Origin of the sequence: Mycobacterium sp. SMC-8, assembly GCF_025263565.1 — a bacterium.
Lineage (GTDB): Bacteria > Actinomycetota > Actinomycetes > Mycobacteriales > Mycobacteriaceae > Mycobacterium.
In genome coordinates, this window is record NZ_CP079865.1 from 4,526,442 (window position 1) to 4,547,412 (window position 20,971).

The 20,971-nt window shown below is 68.3% G+C and carries 16 protein-coding genes and 3 pseudogenes; 10 read left to right on the forward strand and 9 right to left on the reverse strand.

The annotated features are described in order from the left end of the window. Positions 1 to 516 carry a GNAT family N-acetyltransferase gene (locus KXD97_RS21935; protein WP_260752371.1) on the forward strand — a complete coding sequence of 172 codons (516 nt, stop codon included), beginning with the start codon at positions 1 to 3 and terminating at the stop codon, positions 514 to 516. Here the strand turns inward: KXD97_RS21935 and KXD97_RS21940 are convergent. Then, positions 489 to 1,013: pseudogene (locus KXD97_RS21940) on the reverse strand (DNA glycosylase AlkZ-like family protein); the annotation flags it as partial. The gene KXD97_RS21935 and the pseudogene KXD97_RS21940 sit on opposite strands and share 28 nt — an antisense overlap. A 136-nt stretch (positions 1,014 to 1,149) precedes the next feature. Here KXD97_RS21940 and KXD97_RS21945 point away from each other — a divergent pair. Then, positions 1,150 to 2,385 (forward strand): IS256 family transposase, encoded by a 1,236-nt coding sequence (locus KXD97_RS21945; protein ID WP_260752375.1) that lies wholly within the window; start codon positions 1,150 to 1,152, stop codon positions 2,383 to 2,385. A gap of 59 nt (positions 2,386 to 2,444) precedes the next feature. Here the strand turns inward: KXD97_RS21945 and KXD97_RS21950 are convergent. The 5 genes and pseudogenes from KXD97_RS21950 to KXD97_RS21970 all read right to left on the reverse strand — a co-directional run. Beyond that, positions 2,445 to 3,116 (reverse strand): annotated as a pseudogene (locus KXD97_RS21950) (DNA glycosylase AlkZ-like family protein); the annotation flags it as partial. A 48-nt stretch (positions 3,117 to 3,164) separates the two neighbouring features. Next, a complete protein-coding gene (locus KXD97_RS21955; protein WP_260752379.1) occupies positions 3,165 to 3,407 on the reverse strand; it encodes a PspA/IM30 family protein in 243 nt (80 codons plus the stop codon). A 10-nt stretch (positions 3,408 to 3,417) separates the two neighbouring features. Further along, positions 3,418 to 4,719 (reverse strand): alpha/beta hydrolase family protein, encoded by a 1,302-nt coding sequence (locus KXD97_RS21960; protein ID WP_260758104.1) that lies wholly within the window; start codon positions 4,717 to 4,719, stop codon positions 3,418 to 3,420. 84 nt (positions 4,720 to 4,803) lie between these two features. Beyond that, entirely contained in the window at positions 4,804 to 8,106 is a 3,303-nt protein-coding gene (gene lysX, locus KXD97_RS21965) for a bifunctional lysylphosphatidylglycerol synthetase/lysine--tRNA ligase LysX (RefSeq protein WP_260752383.1), read from the reverse strand. Positions 8,107 to 8,158: 52 nt separating this feature from the next. Further along, a complete protein-coding gene (locus KXD97_RS21970; protein ID WP_260752384.1) occupies positions 8,159 to 8,539 on the reverse strand; it encodes a DUF1844 domain-containing protein in 381 nt (126 codons plus the stop codon). 240 nt (positions 8,540 to 8,779) lie between these two features. Between KXD97_RS21970 and infC the strand changes: the two genes are divergently transcribed. The 5 genes from infC to KXD97_RS21995 all read left to right on the forward strand — a co-directional run bounded on the left by infC (position 8,780) and on the right by KXD97_RS21995 (position 12,458). After that, a complete protein-coding gene (gene infC, locus KXD97_RS21975; protein WP_260758105.1) occupies positions 8,780 to 9,391 on the forward strand; it encodes a translation initiation factor IF-3 in 612 nt (203 codons plus the stop codon). Positions 9,392 to 9,397: 6 nt separating this feature from the next. Beyond that, the gene (gene rpmI / locus KXD97_RS21980; protein WP_260752385.1) at positions 9,398 to 9,592 is read left to right on the forward strand and encodes a 50S ribosomal protein L35; all 195 of its coding nucleotides are present in this window, start codon (positions 9,398 to 9,400) and stop codon (positions 9,590 to 9,592) included. Positions 9,593 to 9,645: 53 nt separating this feature from the next. Beyond that, entirely contained in the window at positions 9,646 to 10,035 is a 390-nt protein-coding gene (gene rplT / locus KXD97_RS21985) for a 50S ribosomal protein L20 (RefSeq protein ID WP_011780528.1), read from the forward strand. A 23-nt stretch (positions 10,036 to 10,058) separates the two neighbouring features. After that, positions 10,059 to 10,805, forward strand: a complete 747-nt coding sequence (locus tag KXD97_RS21990; protein ID WP_260752392.1) for an RNA methyltransferase — start codon at positions 10,059 to 10,061, stop codon at positions 10,803 to 10,805. Positions 10,806 to 11,099: 294 nt separating this feature from the next. Beyond that, positions 11,100 to 12,458 carry a PE-PPE domain-containing protein gene (locus KXD97_RS21995; protein WP_260752394.1) on the forward strand — a complete coding sequence of 453 codons (1,359 nt, stop codon included), beginning with the start codon at positions 11,100 to 11,102 and terminating at the stop codon, positions 12,456 to 12,458. On the opposite strand, the pseudogene KXD97_RS22000 reads toward KXD97_RS21995, so the two are convergent. Next, positions 12,455 to 13,693: pseudogene (locus KXD97_RS22000) on the reverse strand (acyl-CoA dehydrogenase family protein). The gene KXD97_RS21995 and the pseudogene KXD97_RS22000 sit on opposite strands and share 4 nt — an antisense overlap. A gap of 4 nt (positions 13,694 to 13,697) precedes the next feature. Next, entirely contained in the window at positions 13,698 to 14,693 is a 996-nt protein-coding gene (locus tag KXD97_RS22005; RefSeq protein ID WP_260758106.1) for an oxygenase MpaB family protein, read from the reverse strand. 205 nt (positions 14,694 to 14,898) lie between these two features. Between KXD97_RS22005 and KXD97_RS22010 the strand changes: the two genes are divergently transcribed. From KXD97_RS22010 to pheT, 3 genes are read left to right on the forward strand one after another with little or no spacing between them, the layout of a single operon-like run. Beyond that, positions 14,899 to 15,723 carry an adenylate/guanylate cyclase domain-containing protein gene (locus KXD97_RS22010; RefSeq protein WP_260752399.1) on the forward strand — a complete coding sequence of 275 codons (825 nt, stop codon included), beginning with the start codon at positions 14,899 to 14,901 and terminating at the stop codon, positions 15,721 to 15,723. Positions 15,724 to 15,766: 43 nt separating this feature from the next. Continuing rightward, a complete protein-coding gene (gene pheS / locus KXD97_RS22015) occupies positions 15,767 to 16,810 on the forward strand; it encodes a phenylalanine--tRNA ligase subunit alpha (protein ID WP_260752405.1) in 1,044 nt (347 codons plus the stop codon). Beyond that, positions 16,810 to 19,296 (forward strand): phenylalanine--tRNA ligase subunit beta, encoded by a 2,487-nt coding sequence (gene pheT, locus KXD97_RS22020; protein ID WP_260752406.1) that lies wholly within the window; start codon positions 16,810 to 16,812, stop codon positions 19,294 to 19,296. The genes pheS and pheT overlap by 1 nt, the downstream gene beginning before the upstream one ends. A gap of 2 nt (positions 19,297 to 19,298) precedes the next feature. On the opposite strand, the gene KXD97_RS22025 is transcribed toward pheT, so the two are convergent. Beyond that, entirely contained in the window at positions 19,299 to 20,942 is a 1,644-nt protein-coding gene (locus tag KXD97_RS22025) for a hypothetical protein (RefSeq protein ID WP_260752407.1), read from the reverse strand. Positions 20,943 to 20,971 lie beyond the last annotated feature (29 nt).

Below are 20,971 nucleotides of genomic sequence, written 5' to 3' on the forward strand. Positions count from 1 at the left end.
GTGCCCAGCGCTGTGACCATCCGGCCCGCGGGGCCGGGCGACGTGGAAGCCATCGGCGCGATCTACACCCACTACGTGGAAACGGGCGTGGCGACGTTCGAAATGGATCCACCGAAACCGGACGACCTGGCGCGCCGCATGGCGGCGGTGACCGGCGCCGGCCTGCCCTACGTTGCCGCCGTCGCGGACGGTGAGGTGCTCGGTTTCGCCTACTGCGCACCATGGAAGACCCGCCGTGCCTACCGCTTCACGGTCGAGGACTCCGTCTACGTCGCGCCCGCCGCGGCGGGTCGAGGTGTCGGCGGAGCCATGCTGGACAGGCTCCTCGACGACTGCGCGGCAGCCGGGATCCGGCAGGTGATCGCCGTCATCGTGGACGCTGATGCGCATGCGTCGCTGACCCTCCACCGCCGGCGCGGCTTCACCGAGGCCGGACGGTTGTCGGCGGTCGGGTTCAAACACGGCAGATGGCTGGACACCATCCTGCTTCAGCGGACGCTGTCTGAGCCCGCGTGACCCTTGCTCGCGGGGGACGGGAACCGCGGATTCACCCGCACCCCGCTCAGCCATTCCGTCAGCGCATCGGCACGGTCTGAAAGTGCTTTGCGTACTTGGCTTCCCACGTCTTCGAGCAGCACCAGCTGTACCCGCCCGTCCGCGTCTTGGCGCCACGCACCGACAATGCGCCCGTCCACCCACACTGTGGGGCCGCCGTTGCCGTTGCGGTCGAACACGCTGTCACGGTGCGGCCCGAGATACCAGGCGCGTTCCGCCCATCCCATCGTCGTGACGTCCAGTGCGGGCAACAGCGCACACCAGGGGGCCGCGGTGGCGACAGGTTCGTCGTCTCCTGGCAGGACGTATCCAGGCACACCGTCCAGGTCGACCTCGACGGCGTCGAGGTCGGCCAGGGCCTGCCGGGCCCAGCCGAGGGTGGTGCCGAACCACCACTTGACGTCGGTGACGGTGGCAGGTCCGAAGGCGTACAACCATCGGCGGACGAGTGCGGCCCGCGGGTTGCGTCCAGCAGAGTGGTGTACGAGTCGGACCTGATCAGCGGTACCGGCGTGTCGTTGCCGAATGATTGAGGGTCATCGCGTGATTCTTCGAGAGACCCGTCAAAGTCACTCGAGCAAAGGAATCGACGCGATGACCACTGCCCACAATATCGACCTGCCCGCGGTGCTTGCCGAACGACTCACCACAGCGCACCCTGACGTGCTGCGTGAGCTGCTGGCCACGTTTATCCACACCCTGATGGGTGCAGAGGCCGACGCCCTGTGCGGCGCCGGCTACGGCGAGCGCAGCACCGAGCGCACCAATTCCCGCAACGGCTATCGGCACCGCCAGTTCGACACCCGCGCGGGAACATTGAATCTCGCAATCCCGAAGCTGCGGCAGGGCTCGTACTTCCCGGACTGGCTGCTGGAACGCCGCAAACGCGCCGAGCGGGCGCTGACCACGGTGGTGGCGACCTGCTACCTGCTCGGGGTTTCGACGCGGCGGATGGACAAGCTCGTCGAAACTCTCGGCATCACGTCGTTGTCGAAGTCGCAGGTGTCGGTGATGGCCAAGGAACTCGACGTCGCCGTGGAGGCGTTTCGCACCCGACCGCTGGACGCCGGCCCGTACACGTTCGTCGCCGCCGACGCCCTGGTCCTCAAGGTCCGCGAGCAGGGCCGGGTGGTCAACGTGCACGCCCTGATCGCCGTCGGGGTCAACGCCGAGGGCTACCGTGAAATCCTCGGCATCGACGTCACCACCGCCGAGGACGGCGCGGGCTGGCTGACGTTCTGGCGGTCGCTGACCGCCCGCGGGCTGTCTGGGGTGAAGCTGGTTACCAGTGACGCCCACGCCGGGCTGGTGGCCGCGATCGGAGCCACTCTGCCCGGTGCGGCCTGGCAGCGCTGCCGCACGCACTACACGACGAATCTGATGAGCGTCACACCGAAGGCGTCCTGGCCCTGGGTACGCACGCTGCTGCATTCGGTGTTCGATCAACCTGACGCGGAATCCGTTGCTGCACAATATGACCGGACCATCGACGCGCTCGCCGACAAACTGCCCAAGGTCGCTGATCACTTGGAGGCAGCCCGGCCAGACCTACTCGCGTTCACCGCGTTCCCCAAGCAGATCTGGCGCCAGATCTGGAGCAACAATCCCCAGGAACGGCTCAACAAAGAGATCCGCCGCCGCACCGACGTCGTGGGTATCTTCCCCGACCGCAACGCCCTGATCCGCCTCGTCGGCGCCGTGCTGGCCGAACAACACGACGAATGGGCTGAATCCCGGCGCTACCTCGGCCTCGACGTCCTGAGCAAATCACGCGCCGTCAACGACACCCCGACCGGACAGGAGGCCACCCCCGCGGCACTGACCGCCTGAACCATTAACTCGAGGAATCACACGACAGGCGTCGTACACCACGCCCCTGGACTTGACCGGGCCCGCGCCCGCTCGGGCAGCATCGGTTCGGTCGGGGCCAGCCACTGCCGGGCCTGAACCCACCGGGGCCGCGAGGTGGTCCAGCCGCCGTCGTTGGGGCCGCGCACGATGTCGCCCCGCGCGGAGAGCACGGTCAGCACCCGCGGTGCCAGGTGGCCTTCCCCGCCGTACGCCTTGCCCGGGGCGGGGTTGTGAGTTCCGGTCAGCTCGGGAAGTGCTTCCCGTAGCTGCCGCGCCGTGCACGGTCCGGCCTCGTGCAGATACCGAATCACCGCCGCACAGGCGGTCTCGAGCCATTGCCGGCCGTCGTCTGCCACGCCCGCCTTCTCGACGTCGAGAGCCAGTCGGCGGGCTTCGTTGCCGGCGACGCGCACGCCGGCTGCCGATTGCACGGCCGGCAGGTCGTCCGGACGGATCACCCACAGCGTCCGGCGCATCGCGAGGTGCTTGATCAGCGAGCGCTGTTCGTAGAGTGCGGCGTTCAGATGGGCGACGCGGTATCCGGGCACCCTGCTCCACAGCGACAGGTGAGGAGTGGCCGGGTCGGTGGCGTGCAGCCCGACCAGCCGGCCGGTAACCGCCTCGGCCGTCGCCGGCGCGTCCGGTTGGGGGACCAGCAGATGACGGACGGCGAGCCGGGCGCGCCGCTCGTCGAGTGTGATAGACCGCATCGAGGTCGAACGGTACCGCCAGGGGCCGACACCTTGATGAGAGCGCGGCTACTTCTCGTCCGGCTCCGGCGCCATCGATTCCCGGATCTGGGCGAGCCGCTCGGCGGCCGCGCGCTGGCGCGCGTCGTACTGATCCTCGACGGCGCGTCCCTCCGGCGTCTCCGAGGCGAGTTCGGCAGAGCCGATCGAGGTCGCATACCGCGTCTCGATCTTTTCGCGAACGGAATCGAAGGTCGGCACCCCGTCCGAGGTGTAACCCGTTTCGGGTTCGCCGCTGGGAATGTCCGGCATGGTCCCCACGCTACCCGCGGACTGTCCCGGGCAGGTCCACTTGCGGCGCCGACGGGGTTCCGATCCTGCCCGCGAGCCAGGGCAGCGCGGCGGTGAACGCCGTCGAGGCGAACGGCCAGTCGTGATTTCCCGGCTGACTCACCACCGCACAGCCGATCCCCGCCGAGTGACCGAGCGCGCACAGCGAATTTGCGGCCACCGCCTGGGCATTGGGTTTCGGATCCCCGGCCACGCCGACGGCGTCGTTGACGTCGAACCAGCCGGCCACGCCGCGGTAGGGGCCGTGCCGGGTGATCACCGCCGCCGGATCGAACTCCGCGTACGCGGCGGCGTCGCCCCCGAAGAGACGGTCGATCGTCTCGGCCTGGGTGCCGGCGTTGGGTGCGGCGTCACCGGCGATGTCGACGAACGTGCCGAACACGTCGGGGTGCATGACGGCCAGATCGACTGCGCAGGTGCCGCCCATCGACCATCCGACGACACCCCAGTTCGCGCCGACACCGAACCTGGACTTGACGTACGGCACGACATCGCCGACGAGGTGGTCGGCGGCGTTGCCGCGGGTGCCGTTGACGCATTCGGTGTCGTTGTTGAACGTCCCGCCCGGATCGACGAACACGACCACCGGTGCGTCACCGCCGTGCGCGGCGGCGAAGTCGTCGAGCGTCTTGACCGCGCCGCCGGCGCGCATCCAGTCGGCCGGGGTGTTGAACTCGCCGCCGATCATCATCACTGGCGGCAGCGCCGGGGCAGGATCAGTGGCAAACCATGCGGGAGGCAGGTAGACGAACTCCTGCCGATGCTTGAAAGCCGATGCGCTGCCTGGGATGTCGACGGCGACGACACTGCCTTTGATCGGGACATGGTGCCGGCTCGCCATCGCCGCGACCGTGACCTGGTCGGTCTGGTCGGGCAACGGTTCCGCGGTGAGCTGGTTCCATGCGGTCTGCACGGTGGGGAAGTAGCCCACCCACAGGTTCAACACCAACGCCGTGGAGAGCACGCACAGCGGCAGGGCCAGCGCGGCCGCGCCCCGGCGCCACCACCCCGCCCCGCGCCAGCCCGCCACCAACACACCGAAAGTGAAGCCGGACAACGCGATCCATACCCAGAAGGTGCGCGGTGCCGGATTGGTGTCGTCGGCGACCCCGGCCGACCTGATATAGCAGTACACCGCGAACGCGAGCACCGCCCCGATCAGCGCCGACCACGGCACCCACACCATGCGCCACCGTCGGCTCCGCCACCCGACCGCGGTGATCACGGCGACGAGCGTCAGGGTCTGCACCGCCACCGGCAACCAACCGTGCATCAACGTCACGACATCCAGATTGACCGGCGTGGCTGTAGTTGAGCTGTGATCCTCCTGCCAACGCGGTTCGGTGCGACGGCCGGGCTACCGCGGCTTGGCCAGCGGGAACGGCAGCGTCTCGCGGATGCTGCGCCCGGTGATGAGCATGACGACGCGGTCCACACCCATGCCGAGGCCCCCTGTCGGCGGCATCGCGTACTCCATCGCCTGAAGGAAATCCTCGTCGAGTTCCATCGCCTCCGGGTCCCCGCCCGCGGCGAGCAGCGACTGCTCCTGCAACCGCCGGCGTTGCTCCACCGGATCGGTCAGCTCGCTGTAGGCGGTGCCCAGCTCGACGCCGTAGGCCACCAGATCCCACCGCTCGGCCACCCCCGGGATGCTTCGGTGTGGACGGGTCAGCGGCGAGACCGACGTCGGGAAATCCTTGTAGAACGTCGGTTCCCGGGTCTGATCCTCGACCAGGTGCTCATACATCTCCAGGACCACCGCACCGGCGTCCCAGTGCGTCAGGTACGGGATCCCCGCCCGGTCACACAGCCGCCGCAGCGTCGCCAGGTCGGTATCGGGGCCGATCTGTTCACCGAGCGCCTCCGACACCGCGCCGTGCACCGTCTTGACCGCCCACTGCCCGGAGATATCCACGGGTTCGAGCACACCGTCCTCGCGGGGCCGCATGAACACGTGCGCGCCGTTGGCCGCCTGCGCGGCGTTCTGGATCAGCTCCCGGCAACCGTCGATCCACACCTGGTAGTCGGCGTGCGCCTGATAGGCCTCCAGCAACGTGAACTCGGGATTGTGGCTGAAGTCGACACCCTCGTTGCGGAACGCCCGGCCGAGCTCGAACACCCGCTCGACACCGCCGACGCACAACCGCTTCAGGTAAAGCTCCGGTGCGATCCGCAGATATAGGTCGAGGTCGTAGGCGTTGATATGGGTCAGGAACGGCCGTGCATTCGCGCCGCCGTGTATCTGCTGCAGGATCGGCGTCTCGACCTCCAGAAAGCCCTTGTCCACCAAGGTTTCCCGGATCGCGTGCAACACCCCGCTGCGCGCCCGGATCAGATCCCGGGCTTCGGTGTTGACGGCGAGGTCGACGTAACGGGCCCGCACCCGGGCCTCTTGATCGGTGAGCCCCTTCCACTTGTCGGGCAGTGGACGCAGGCACTTGCCGGTCAGCCGCCAGGCCGTCGCCAGCAGCGACCAGGTGCCTGACCGGCTGTGGCCCATCGTCCCGGTGACCTCGATCAGGTCGCCGAGGTCGATGGTGCGGGTGAAGTCGGCGGTGGTGCCGTCTGTGAGCTGTGAATTGTCCAGTACCAGCTGGATTTCGCCGGACCAGTCACGCAGCTGGGCGAACAACACACCGCCATAGTCACGCAGCCGCAGCACCCGGCCCGCCACGGTGACTTCGGCGCTGCTCGCGGCCGCCAAGGCGTCGGTGACGGTGTGGCTCGGCGGGTTGCCCACGGGATAGGCGTCCACGCCCTGGGCCTGCAGGGCCTTGAGTTTGGCCATCCGGACCCGCACCTGCTCGGGCAACCTGGGCTGCTCCTCGTCGGCCGGAGCGGCCTGCAGGCCGATCCCGTCGGGTGCCGTGCCGTCGCTGTGCAACAGGCCGGTGGCCATCAGCGGGTCCGGCGCGGCGATGTGGTGGCCGGTGTGCGGTTGGTCGTGGCGCCGCGAAAAGGGAAGCACCAGAAAGCCTTCGGCGATCACCGACGCCACCCCGACGCGGGGCACCAGCCGGGCGTCCTCGTAGCATGCGTATCGCGGCACCCACTCGGGCTGGTACTTCATATTGGACCGGTACAGCGTCTCCAGCTGCCACCAGCGCGAGAAGAACACCAGCAGCCAGCGCCACAGTCGCGCCACCGGACCGGCGCCCAACTGTGCGCCCTGCTCGAACGCGGAGCGGAACATCGCGAAATTCAACGAGATCCGGGTGACGCCGATGTCCTCGGACTGCATGCACAGTTCGCTGACCATCAGCTCGATGGTGCCGTTGGGGGAGTGCGGGGAACGGCGCATCAGGTCCAGCGACACCCCGTTGCCGCCCCACGGGACCAGGGACAGCATCGCGACGACCTGACCGCCCTGGACCGCCTCGACGAGCAGGCAGTCCCCGTCAGCCGGATCACCGAGCCGTCCCAGCGCCATGGAGAAGCCCCGTTCGTCCTCGGTGTCCCGCCAGGCGTCGGCGCGTTCGATCGCCGCGTTCATCTCGTCAGCGGACAACTCCCGGTGCCTGCGGATCCGGACGGTGGCCCCGGAACGCCGTGCGCGGGTGACGGCCTGGCGGACCGCCCGCATGTCGGGGCCCGACAGCCGGAAGTTCTCCGGATGCAGGATCGCCTCGTCCCCGAGTTGGAGTGCGCTGAGCCCGGCATCCCGGAACGCCTGCGCCGCCGCCGAGCTCGCCCCCATCACGCCGGGGGCCCAGCCGTAGGTCTGGCAGAGCTTCAGCCACGCCGCGATGGCCTGCGGCCAGGCCTTCGGATCACCCACCGGGTCCCCACTGGCCAGGCACACACCGACCTCGACCCGGTAGGTGATCGCGGCGCGTCCACTCGGGGCGAAGACGACCGCCTTGTCGCGCCTGGTGGCGAAATAACCCAGCGAGTCGTTCTTGCCGTACAGCTCCAGCAGGCCGCGGATCGCCGACTCGTCCTCGCCGGTGAGCGCGTTCTCGGCGCGCTGCGACTGGAACAGCACGATGGCCGTCACCATCAGGGCCACCGCTCCGAAGAGACCGAGCAGCGCGTTGACGAACACGTGCGGATGCCCGCTGAACGAATCGGCGTCGGCGCCGGCGAACGCGGTGACGCGGTTCAGCGCGTACCAGAACCGGTCCGGGCGGGCCAGAGATCCCGGGAACAGCTCAAGCAACCCCCAGCCGACGAGCGTGCCGACGGCCATGCCGGCAACCAGCGTGGCGGCCGCCTTGAGCAGTGCGCCGCGACGGACCCTCGCCCAGAACTCCTTGCGGGCCAGCAGCAGGAACGCGGTCGCGGCCAGATGGAAGCCCAGGCCGATGATCTCGCCGACTTCCTGGAACCAGCGCTCACCTCCGTCGGCGAGACCGGCAATGTTCCAGCCGGCCGCCGCGACCATGTAGCCGACGAGGATCCACCACGCGATGCGTTTGCGCGCGGCCAGCGCGGCGGCCAACAGAGCCAGCACGAACGCCCAGGCGAAACTGGTGTCGGGAAAGTTGAAGATGTAGTCGTTGACCCACTCGCGCGGCACCCGGATCAGCGACCGGACCAACGGTGAGATGCTGGCCACCAGCGACAACGTCGCGATCACACCCACGATCCAGCCGGCCGCTGCGGGCACCCAGCGGTGACTGGACGTCGGATGTGCCCGGACGAGGCTGGTTGGGGTCATAGGGCGCGAGGATATTCGCTCGACCTGTGACTTGCGGGGATGTCCGGCGGTGCTACCAGACCGGGCCGGTGTATTTCTCGCCCGGACCGCGTCCCGGCTCGTCGGGTGCGGCGCTGGCCTCACGGAACGCCAGCTGCAGCGTCTTCAACCCGTCGCGGACCGGGCCGGCGTGCGGGCCGAGGTACTCCGCCGAAGCGGTGACCAGCCCGGCAAGCGCGGTGATGAGGCGGCGAGCCTCGTCGAGGTCGAGGTACGGGCTCTGTTCGGGGTCGGCGTCCGACAGCCCGAGCTTCTCGGCGGCGGCACTCATCAGCATCACGGCCGCGCGGGTGATCACCTCGACCGCGGGTATGGTCGCCAGTTCGCGCACCTCGGCCGATCCGGCGAGGTCTTCGACGCCGTCGGATTCGGGGATGTCAGAGCTATCGGTCATGCCTGCTAGACTGGCATGCGCGACCGTCCCGGCTGACGCCAGGGACAGCAAGTGGAGTCCCAACTCCCACCGCCGGCCACGGGCTATCCGAAGGCTACGCGGTCCGGTCACAGGCATCGACGATGTCTGTCCTGGTCGGCTTTGGGCCCTGCTTCGAGCAGGGCTTGTCTGTTTCTCGGGAACAGCAGCCGGCGGTGATGGGGTTCCGCGAGGACAGCAGGAACTATCCAGGGAGGCCCCATCAGCACTGAGACCCGCGTCAACGAGCGCATCCGCGTACCTGAAGTCCGCCTGATCGGACCGGGCGGTGAACAGGTAGGCATCGTGCGCATCGAAGATGCACTCCGCGTCGCCGCGGATGCCGATCTCGACCTTGTCGAAGTAGCCCCGGACGCCAAGCCGCCGGTGTGCAAGATCATGGACTACGGCAAGTTCAAGTACGAGACGGCCCAGAAGGCGCGCGAGTCTCGCAAGAACCAGCAGCAGACCGTCGTCAAGGAACAGAAGCTGCGTCCCAAGATCGACCCGCATGACTACGAGACCAAGAAGGGTCACGTCATCCGCTTCCTGGAAGCCGGGTCCAAGGTCAAGGTGACGATCATGTTCCGCGGACGCGAGCAGTCGCGGCCCGAACTGGGTTTCCGGCTCCTGCAGCGCTTGGGCGCCGATGTCGCCGATTACGGCTTCATCGAGACGTCCGCCAAGCAGGACGGCCGCAACATGACGATGGTGCTGGCGCCGCACCGCGGTGCGAAGACTCGCGCCAAGGCGGCGCAGGATGCCGACACCCCGTCGGCGCGGCGCGGCGACGCGCAGTCCGGCGAAGCACCCACCGACACACCGAAGAACTGAGGAAACATGCCCAAGGCGAAGACCCACAGCGGCGCTTCGAAGCGGTTCCGTCGTACCGGAACCGGCAAGATCGTCCGTCAGAAGGCCAACCGCAGGCACCTTCTTGAGCACAAGCCGTCCAAGCGCACGCGTCGGCTCGACGGCCGCACCACGGTGTCGCCCAGCGACGCCAAACGCATCGCGAAGATGCTCAACGGCTAGAGCCGCAGCCGACTGAAGCCTGAATCTGACCCCACCGAGATAGGAAGACCCCCATGGCACGCGTGAAGCGCGCACTCAACGCGCAGAAGAAGCGGCGCACCGTACTGAAGGCCTCGAAGGGCTACCGCGGACAGCGGTCCCGGCTGTACCGCAAGGCCAAGGAACAGCAGCTGCACTCGCTGACCTACGCCTACCGTGACCGTCGCGCACGCAAGGGCGAGTTCCGCAAGTTGTGGATCTCGCGCATCAACGCCGCCGCCCGCGCCAACGACATCACCTACAACCGGCTGATCCAGGGCCTCAAGGCCGCTGGTGTCGAGGTCGACCGGAAGAACCTCGCCGAGATCGCCGTCAGCGATCCGGCCGCCTTCACCGCGCTGGTCGAGGTCGCCAAGGCCGCGCTGCCAGAGGATGTCAACGCTCCGTCGGGCGAGGCTGCCTGACCCTCACCGAGCGTTCTGCCCGGGTGGTGGCGGCAGTCAAACTGCACCGCCACACCGGGCGCCGCCGCGCCGCACGTTTCCTCGCCGAAGGTCCCAACCTCGTCGAGGCAGCGATGCGGCGCGGTCTCGTTCACGAGGTTTTCGCCACCGAGACCGCCGCGGAGCGATTCACCGCGCTGCTGGGAAGCGCGCCGGTGCACCTGGTGTCGGACAAGGCCGCAAAAGCCTTGTCCGACACCGTCACTCCGGTCGGCCTGGTCGCGGTTTGTTCGATGCCGGAAACCAGCCTCGACGATGTGCTGGCCGCCGACCCCACACTGGTCGCGGTGCCGGTCGGCATCTCTGAGCCGGGCAACGCGGGCACACTGATCCGCGTCGCTGACGCGATGGGCGCCGACGCGGTGGTGCTCGCCGGCGACAGCGTCGACCCCTACAACGGCAAGTGCCTGCGCGCCTCGGCGGGCAGCATCTTCTCGGTCCCGGTGATCAGCGCGCCGGACGCGGCAGGTGCCGTCGCCCGGCTCAGGGATTCCGGCCTTCAGGTCCTGGCGACGGTGCTCGACGGCCAGGTCAGCCTCGACGAGGTGGATTTGTCGGTCCCCACGGCGTGGCTGTTCGGTCCGGAAGCCCACGGACTGCCCGCCGAAGTCGTCGAACTCGCCACCGCCGGAATCCGCATCCCGATGCCCGGTCACGCCGAGAGCCTCAACGTAGCCTCCGCGGCAGCGATCTGCTTGTACCAGAGCGCACGAGCCCGCGACCATCTCTGAACCTTCCTACGTCCGGGGTGGTCCGTACGCCGCCGCCTGGCCGTTGCCGGAACCGCACGAGGCCTTCTTACACAGATCCGGCACGGCGTTGCCGCCTGGCGGACAGGTCGGCTTGGTGTCACCGCTGAACCCGTCCTGATCATGATCGTTCCTCGGATTCACGAGGTATCCGGCAGGGATCTAGTCCCTGGATCCAGGCCGAAAATGGACCCGTTGGTCCATTGTTGAAAAGTTTGCTGATTCGTAGCCTCTGAGACTAAGGGGAAACTTCCTACACGGGGGCGGGTGGGGACCATGAAGCGCTTGGTCACATTCATCGGGATCATCGGGGTGGCGTTTGCGCCGGCCGTCGCGAACGGCGCGACGGCACTGCTGGTCGGGGGCAAGGGAGGTTATGCCGAACTGACCGACGAGCAGATGTCGACCGCGTTCGGCGGCTTCTTCGGCGAGTACACCCGCGTCAGCGTGCCATTCCCGGGCACCGACGACTTCGTGTACTCGGTGGAAATGGGAACGCAGAGCCTCTACACGGCGGTGGTCGACACGCTGAGGGACAAGCCCGACGAGCTCATCACCATCGGTGGCGTGTCGGAGGGTGCTCCCGCCGTCGACCGGGTCGTGCGCATGTTGATGGCTCTCGAGCCCGACCAACGCCCAGATCCCACGCGCTTCAACGTGATGATCTACGGTGCGCCGAATCCCCTGATGATGACCGTCGGCGGCATCCCGTATCAGCCGCTGCCGGAGACCCCTTACCACGTCATGGTCGTGATGGCCGAATACGACGGCGTCTCGGACTGGCCGGACAATCCGTTCAATCTGCTGGCCGTGCTCAACGCCGTGATGGGCGGCGTCGACCTGCACGTCAAGGCGGCCTGGACCGACATCTTCACTGTGCCGACGAAGTACTACATCGACGCCAACGACGCCTGCGGCAGCCTCACCACGGTGCTGATCCAGACCCCGCTGCTCCCGCTGCTGCGGCCGATGCTCGACTGGGGCTTCGACCCGCGGTTCGTCGACTTCATGGACGACCTGCTGAGGCCGATCATCGACTCTGCCTACAACCGGCCCAAGTGGACGGTCGGTATTCCACCGAACCTGGATGACCTGCAGCTGTCCACGCGAGCGGCCGAGGAGCTGACCGGGTCCACGGTTACTCCGCAGCTGACGATGTCGCAACCCGGTCCTGAAGAGAGCGGGGCGTCCCAGCGATCCCTCGGTCCCGCGCCGGCGGGCGAGACCACCGGGCAGACCGGACCCGTCGCACAGACCGGTGACGTGAACAACGACAGCCAGAAGCTGATCGAACGGTCGGCCGGAAGCGTCCCCACCGTCGTCTTCGAACCCGAAGTCCAGCCCGGGACCCAGGCGCACACCCCGGAGCAGAATCCGTCGCAGGACGGCACGAAACCCACCGAGGACAACGAGTTGCCGGGCGGAGAAATCGAAGCGGAGCCGGGCGACGACAGCGGGGGCAACGACGGTGACAACGACGCCGGGGCGAACGACGTCGGCGGCAACGACACCGGGAATGACGGCGGCGACAACAGCGGCAATGGCGGCGGCAGCGGTGACGACGGCAACAACAGCGGGAACGACGGCGGCAACGGTGACAACAACACCGGCAACGACGGCGGCGCCGACGGTTAGCCGCTGAGCAGCCCCCGGGCCACGTGGGTGATCTGGACTTCGTTGCTTCCCGCGTAGATCATCAGGGACTTGGCGTCCCGGGCGAGCTGCTCGACGCGGTACTCGGTCATGTAGCCGTTGCCACCGAACAACTGCACGGCCTCCATCGCGACGTCAGTGGCGGCCTGCGAGCAGTACCACTTGATCGCCGACGCCTCCGCCAGGGAGGTCGGGGTGCCGGCCTGTGCAGACTCGATGACGCGGAACAGCATGTTGCGCACGTTCATTCGCGCGACTTCCATGTTGGCCAGCTTGAGCTGGATGAGCTGGAACTGACTGATCTCCTGGCCCCACAACTTGCGGCTCTTGGCGTAGTCCACGCTCAGCCGCAGACACTCCTCGATCACGCCGAGCGCCATGGCCGCCACACCGATGCGCTCGGTCGAGAAGCTGGAGCGGGCGCTGTCCCTGGAATCTTGGGCGTCGCCGCCGCCGGACTCGGTCTCACCGAGCAGCCGGTCGCGCCCCAGGCGCACGTTGTGGAAGAACAGTTCACCGGTGCGTGACGAGTGAATGCCCATCTTGCGGAACGGCTTGGACTGCTCGAAGCCGTCCATGCCCTTGTCCAGGACGAAGGTCAGGACCTTGCGGTCGCGTTTGTCGGCGCCGTCACCCTCGTCCAACTTGGCGTAGACCACCACCACGTCGGCGTCCGGACCGTTGGTGATGAACGTCTTCTGCCCGTTCAGGATGTAGTCGTCGCCGTCTCGCACCACGTAGGACTTCATGCCGCCGAACGCGTCCGAGCCGGAATCGGGCTCGGTGATCGCCCACGCGCCGATCTTCTCGTAGGTCACCAGGCCGGGAAGCCAGCGTTCCTGCTGAGCCAGCGTGCCGCGGCTCTGAATCGTCGGCACGGTCAGGCCCAAGCTCACCCCCATGCCGGTCACCAGACCCATCGACACCCGGCACAGCTCGCTGATGAGCACGAACCCCATGCCGGGCGAGCCGCCGCCGAACATGCCGCCACCGGATTTCGCCGGTCGCTCGTCGCCGTCACGCAAGCGGTTGAGGCGTTTCTCCAGCGACTCCTTGGCCATCGCGTCGATCCCGAAGGTCGAGAACAGCTTTCGGATGATGGGGTAGGGCTCCAGCCCACCGCTCTCGAGCTCGTCGAGGTGCGGCCGGATCTCCTAGTCCACGAACTCCCGTACAGCGTCGCGCACAGCGATGTCGACGTCAGACCATTCGAGCATGCGTTCAGGCTGCCTTACCCGATCCGCGACGGTTGACAGCCGGTCGGCGTGCCCCGGCCAGAGAGCCCGCCAGAAAGAACGTGCTATGAACCAGCGCGCCGACGCGAGTCAACAGAGATTTCTGCGGCGGAAGGTAGTGCATCGGCATGTGGCGCCGGTCCCGCGGCGGGGCCATGAACCCTGGGGCCTCCACCAGCGGAGCGTCGGCGGGGATCTTGCCCTCGGCGCGGCGGTAGGCCGCGACCGCACGGGGATGGAGCCGGATCTCGTCGGGCACGGCGAGGAACGCGAGCTCGACCAGCTTGCCGAACAGGCGCAGCACGATCTCGTCGCCCGGTGTCCACCGCATGCCGGCCCGCTCGCGCACGGCGGGGTCGAAAACGCCTGCGGCAACCCAGCGTTGGGCGCCGAGCATCGGTTTGAAGATCTGATCCCACAAGGGGGTGGGCATCATCACGAACCACGGCTTGGGGATCCGCATCGAAAAGATGTCCAGTGTGGCCTGGTTGATCTCCAGCTCCTCGCGGCATTTGCGGTCCCAGTACTCGCAGAATGCCTCCCAGGACTCGGGGACCGGCTGCATGCTCATCCCGTACATCCGGTACCACTGCACGTGCTCCTCGAACAGCTGCTCCTTCTCGGCTTCGGTCAGGCCGCCGCAGAAGTACTCGGCGGTCTTGATGATCAGCATGAAGAATGTCGCGTGTGCCCAGTAGAACGTCTCGGGGTGCAGTGCGTGGTACCGACGGCCCTCGGCGTCGACGCCCTTGATGGTGTTGTGGAAGCCGCGGATCTGGGCTCCCGTCTGCGCGGCACGGTCACCGTCGTAGACCACGCCCATGATCGGATACACCGAGCGCGCCACCCGCTGAAGGGGTTCGCGCAGCAGGATCGAATGGTCCTCGACACCGGCGCCGAGTTGCGGATACATGTTCTGGATGGCACCGATCCAGACGCCGAGTATGCCGGTACGGACGTCACCGAAGTACTTCCACGTCAGCGAATCCGGGCCGAGCGGGTGGGTCGCCGAGGTCGTCGAGGAGCGCTCTGAGAGACACCCGTCGGGGGACCCCGCGGAAGGCTCGAAGGGGGCCGCGGGGGAATCTGTGATCGCCGTTGATCGCACCTGTTCCACGATAGGCGCTGACAACGACCGTTGTCTATGAATCGGAAGGGGCCCGGGGCCGCTGGATTAGGCTTGCGCCGTGGACGCGGTCGGCTGGTTGAAGGGCGTGAATCACCACGACGGCCTCATCGCGTTTCTTCGTCGCACCCGGCAGGCGTTGCCGGGGGATCCCGACTTCGGGGATCCGCTCTCGGCCAGCGGTGTCGGCGGCCCCCGGGCCGCCGCCCGGGCCGCCGACCGCATCCTGGAACGCGATGCGGCGACCCGCGAGGTGAGCCTGGGGGCATTGCAGATCTGGCAGGCACTGACCGAGCGTGTCTCGGGTCGCCCGGCCAACGCCGAGGTGACGCTGGTGTTCACCGATCTGGTGGGCTTCTCGGCGTGGTCGCTGCGGGCCGGCGACGACGCCACCCTGCGCCTGCTGCGGCGGGTGTCTCAGGTGGTCGAACCGCCGCTGCTGGAATCCGGCGGGCACATCGTCAAGCGCATGGGCGACGGCCTGATGGCGGTGTTCGCCGACCCCACCACCGCGGTGCGGGCCGCCATCGCCGCCCGACAGGCGGTCAAAGCGCTTGACCTCGACGGGTATACGCCGCGGATGCGGGTCGGGATCCACACCGGCCGTCCGCAGCGCATCGGCTCGGACTGGCTCGGCATCGACGTGAACCTGGCGGCCCGGGTAATGGAACGCGCCACCCGCGGCGAGCTGGTGGTCTCCGAAGCGACCCTGGAACGCATCCCCGACGAGGAATTCCAGACGCTGGGCGTCTCGGCCCGGAAGCTGCGCAGACAGGTCTTCGCCGCGCGGCAGGACGGCGTGCCGGCCGACTTCGCCATGTACCGGCTCAGAACTCTGCGGCAGGCACCTGGCGGCGAGGACGGCGAGGCCGCCGCCGGAGAGTGATCGCGCGCGAAGCGCCCGGCGACGCATCGCCTATGATCGCCGGGTGGCTGAGCAGCCAGTAGACCTATCAGACCAAGCGCTGGCCGACGCCGTCAGCGCGGTTCGGCGCGCGTTCGACCAGGCCTCGACCCTCGACGAGCTCGCCAAGGCCAAGACCGAGCACCTCGGCGACCGTTCGCCGATCGCGCTGGCACGCCAGGCCCTGGGATCTCTGCCGAAGGCCGACCGTGCCGACGCGGGCAAGCGGGTCAACGTGGCGCGCACCGAGGCGCAGGCCGCCTACGACGAGCGCCTGGCCGCCCTTCGCGCCGAGCGTGACGCCGCCGTCCTGGTCGCCGAGCGTATCGACGTCACCCTGCCGTCGACCCGTCAGCCGGTGGGAGCGCGGCACCCGATCACGATCCTGGCCGAGAACGTCGCCGACACGTTCGTCGCGATGGGCTGGGAACTCGCCGAGGGTCCCGAGGTCGAGACCGAGCAGTTCAACTTCGACGCGCTGAACTTCCCGCCCGATCATCCGGCCCGCAGCGAGCAGGACACGTTCCATGTCGCACCGGAAGGTTCGCGGCAGGTGTTGCGCACGCACACCTCACCGGTGCAGATCCGGGCGCTGCTGGAACGCGAGCTACCGGTGTACATCATCTCGATCGGGCGCACCTTCCGCACCGACGAGCTCGACGCCACCCACACCCCGGTGTTCCACCAGGTCGAGGGTCTGGCCGTGGACAAGGGGCTGACGATGGCCAACCTGCGCGGCACACTCGACGCGTTCGCCCGCGCTCAGTTCGGCCCGCAGGGCCGCACCAGGTTCCGGCCGCACTTCTTTCCGTTCACCGAGCCGTCCGCGGAGGTCGACATCTGGTTCCCGAACAAGAAGGGCGGACCCGGCTGGGTCGAGTGGGGCGGCTGCGGGATGGTGAACCCGAACGTGCTGCGCGCCTGCGGTATCGACCCACAGGTGTATTCCGGCTTCGCGTTCGGCATGGGCCTGGAGCGAACCCTGCAGTTCCGCAACGGCATCCCCGACATGCGCGACATGGTCGAGGGTGACGTCCGATTCTCGCTGCCGTTCGGGGTGGGAGCCTGATGCGTCTTCCGTACAGCTGGCTCCGCGACACCGTGCAAGCCGGCGCACCGGGCTGGGACGTGCCCGCCGACGAGCTCGAGCAGAAACTCATCCGGATCGGCCACGAGGTCGAAGAGATCATCCCGGTCGGGCCCGTCAGCGGGCCGCTGACCATCGGTCGCGTCGTCGAAATCGAAGAGCTCACCGAGTTCAAGAAACCGATACGCGCGGTCAAGGTCGATGTGGGGTCGTCGGGCATCCGTGACATCGTGTGCGGGGCAACCAATTTCAATGTCGGCGACCTGGTCGTGGCGGCCCTGCCCGGCACCGTGCTTCCCGGCGATTTCACCATCGCGTCGCGCAAGACGTACGGGCGCACTTCCGAGGGCATGATCTGCTCGGTGTCCGAACTCAACCTCGGTACGGACCACTCCGGGATCCTGGTGCTGCCGCCGGGGACCGCCGAACCGGGCACTGCCGCTGCCGACGTCCTCGGCCTCGACGACGTGGTGTTCCATCTCGCGATCACCCCGGACCGGGGCTACTGCCTGTCCGTTCGCGGCATGGCGCGCGAGATCGCCAATGCCTACGACCTGGAGTTCGTCGACCCCGCGGATGTGCCCCCACTGCCCGCCGACGGCGAGGCGTTGCCGGTCACCATCGACGCCGGCACGGGAGTGCAGCGGTTCGGTCTGCGCCCGGTCACCGGGATCGACCCACAGGCGGTGTCGCCGTGGTGGCTTCAGCGCAGATTGCTGCTCAGCGGAATCCGGGCGATCTCTCCGGCGGTCGACGTCACCAACTACGTGATGCTCGAACTCGGCCACCCGATGCACGCTCACGACCGCAGCCTGATCACCGGCGGATTCCGGGTGCGCTTCGCCGAGCAGGGGGAGAGGGTCGTCACCCTCGACGATGTCGAGCGCACGCTCGATCCGGTCGACGTGCTGATCGTCGACGACGCCGCGACCGCGGCGATCGGCGGTGTGATGGGGGCGGGGACCACCGAGGTGCGTGAGTCCACCACCGACGTCCTGCTGGAGGCGGCGGTCTGGGACCCTGCAGCGGTGTCGCGCACTCAACGCCGGCTGCGCCTGCACAGCGAGGCGGGCCGGCGCTACGAGCGCACCGTGGACCCGGCCGTCTCGGTCGCCGCGCTGGACCGGTCGTCGAGGCTGCTCGCCGAGATCGCCGGTGGCACAGTCGAACCCACGCTCACCGATTGGCGCGGCGATCCGCCTCGCGAGGACTGGACGCATCCGCCGGTGAGCATGCCGGTCGATCTGCCGGACCGAACCGCCGGCGTCGCGTACCCGGAGGGCACCGCCCGCAAGCGGCTGACCCAGATCGGTGCCGCGGTCGTCGTCGACGATGCGACGCTGACCGCGACCCCGCCCAGTTGGCGGCCCGACATCCGGCAGCCCGCCGATCTGGTCGAGGAGGTGATGCGTCTCGAAGGATTGGACGTCATCCCGTCGGTGCTGCCCGCCGCCCCGGCCGGCCGCGGCCTGACGGCCGTCCAGAAGCGTCGGCGCGCCATCGGAAAGTCGCTGGCTCTCAACGGTTTCGTGGAGATTCTGCCCACTCCGTTCCTGCCCGCGGGAATCTTCGACCAGTGGGGGCTGGAAGCGGGCGATCCGCGCCGGAACACCGCCGAGGTGCTCAACCCGCTCGAGTCGGACAGGCCGCACCTGGCCACCACTCTGTTGCCGGGACTGCTCGAAGCGTTGACCCGCAACGTCTCCCGGGGTGCCGCCGACGTGGCGCTGTTCGCGATCGCGCAGGTGGTGCAGCCGAGCGCCGAGACCAAGGCCGTGGAGCGCATCCCGAACGACCGGCGTCCCACCGACGACGAGATCGCCGCGCTGGACGCATCGCTGCCTCGCCAGCCCCAGCACGTCGGGGTGGTGCTGGCCGGACTGCGTGAACCGGCAGGGCCGTGGGGCCGGGGGCGTCCCGTCGAGGCCGCCGACGCCTTCGAGGCCGTGCGCATCATCGGCCGCGCCGCCGGCATCGAGTTCACCTTCCGGGCCGCCCAATACCTGCCGTGGCATCCCGGTCGATGCGCGGAGATCCTGGTCGGCGACGTCGTCGTCGGGCACGCCGGGCAATTGCACCCGGCGGTCGTCGAACGATCCGGCCTGCCCAAGGGGACCTGCGCGGTCGAGATAGATCTCGACGCGGTGCCGCTTCTCGAGCGTTTACCGGTGCCGGCGGTGTCGCCGTTCCCGGCGGTGTTCCAGGACATCGCCTTGGTCGTGGACGAGGACGTCGCGGCGCAGAGCGTGGTGGACGCGGTGCGGACCGGGGCCGGCGAGCTGCTTGAAGACGTCCGGATCTTCGACGTGTACACCGGTCCACAGATCGGCGAGGGGCGCAAGTCGCTGGCGTTGGCGTTGCGGTTCCGCGCGCCGGACCGCACGCTCACCGAGGAAGAGGCCAGCGCGGCCCGCGAGGCCGCGGTGGCGGCGGCGGCCGATGCGGTGGGCGCTGCCCAGCGCCGCTGAGGTCAGTAGGCGGGTAGGTCGAACCCTGCTGCCGCGCATCGCCTCTGGTGGCTCTCCCGCAATCGGTGGAAGGCCGACATGTCGCCGTCGGATCTGGCGATGAGCGCACGCAGCCGCAGTACCGGAAGTTCATTGAGGACGAAGCCGTCGTCGGTGGGGATCGCCGCGAGACGCTGGACTGCAGCGATCGCTTCGACCCGATCCCCTTCGGCGCCGCGGGCGAGCAGCGACTCCACCAGTACCGTCGTCGCGACGCCCATGGAGAGCACCTCACCGCTGTGTGACATCTGCGCGATAGCGCCGCGGCTGAGATCTATGGCGTGTCCTAGCTCCCCGGCCCGCGCCGACACCAGGGCCAGGGCAGGATCGACGAGGGCGACCGCATTCAAGGTGAATCCGCCGGTGGTGACCGATTCACGAGCCTGCCGAAGCAGGCCGGTGCCCTCCTCTCCAGGATCGCGTCCATGGACCAGCACCAAGCCCCGGGCGATACGCGCCAGCGCAAGGGTGTGCCGGTCACCTGCCTGCTCGGCGACCGACAGCGCTTCGGCTGTCTGCCGACGGGCGACGCGGTCTACCTTCAACGCGCCTACCGGCACCGCGAGGATGTACTTGTACAGCACGGACGAGACGCGGCTCGTCGGATCGAGATGCCTCGACAGGGCGATCGCTGCGTCACCGTCAGTTCGCCACCCGTCGATGCCCAGGCACAGACGGTAGAGCCCCCGCATCCTGATGGCGCTCACCAAGGGAGAGCCGAAGAGCACGTTGCCCTTTGCCACATCGTCTGCGGCAAGTCCGATCACCTTTTCTGCCAGCCGTAGCGCCTCGCGGAGCCGGCCGACCTCCGACATGGCATAGGTGATCGCCGGCAGAAGGCCGCAAGTCAGTGCCGGATCGCCGACCGACTCGATCAACGACTGGAGGTCGACGGTCAGAGCCAGAGCTTCCCGGTGCCGGTGCTGGCCGGTCAGGCCCATGATCATGCCGGCGGTGCCGATGGCAGGGGACCGGTCGTCACCCGAGGCGGTGCACAGCGCCCGCAGGTCGTCGAACCCGGCGTCGGAAAGGTTCCCGCCGGTCTTGGACACTTCAGTGCACAAGCGGGTCAGAACCGTCGTCAAGATCCTCGCCCGGGCGGGGTCGCTCTCGGGCAACCCGGTCGCCGCAGCGCGAGCCCGTTGCCAACTGGCCGAGGCTGCGGCGCGGTCGCGACGCTGAAGCCAATTTCCGGCCCGCATGTGCCATTCGCAGGCTGCGCGAAGATCGCCGGCGGCGTGCAGGTGCTCGGCGATCATCGCCGCGTGCTGATCCGCCGTCACTGCATCGGTCTGCGCCAGCGCGCCTGCGGCCCGGCGGTGCAGTCGGTTGCGGGTGGACCGCAACTGCGATTCGTAGGCGACGGCCCGCACGACCGGGTGGCAGAAGACGAATCCGGTCGACGCCACCGTGGGCGCGGGTTCGACGAGCTCGGCCTGACACAGTTCGGCAACAGCAGCGGACGTCGGCACATTGTCGAGCAGGGCTCCCACAACGCTTGCGTCGACGTGCATTCCGACCACAGCGCCGGCATAGAGCACCGACTTGGCAACAGCGCCGAGGCGGTCGATCCGAGCGGCGACCGTCGCTTGCAGCGTTGGCGGCACCGGGATTTCGTCGAGCGGATGGGTGCACC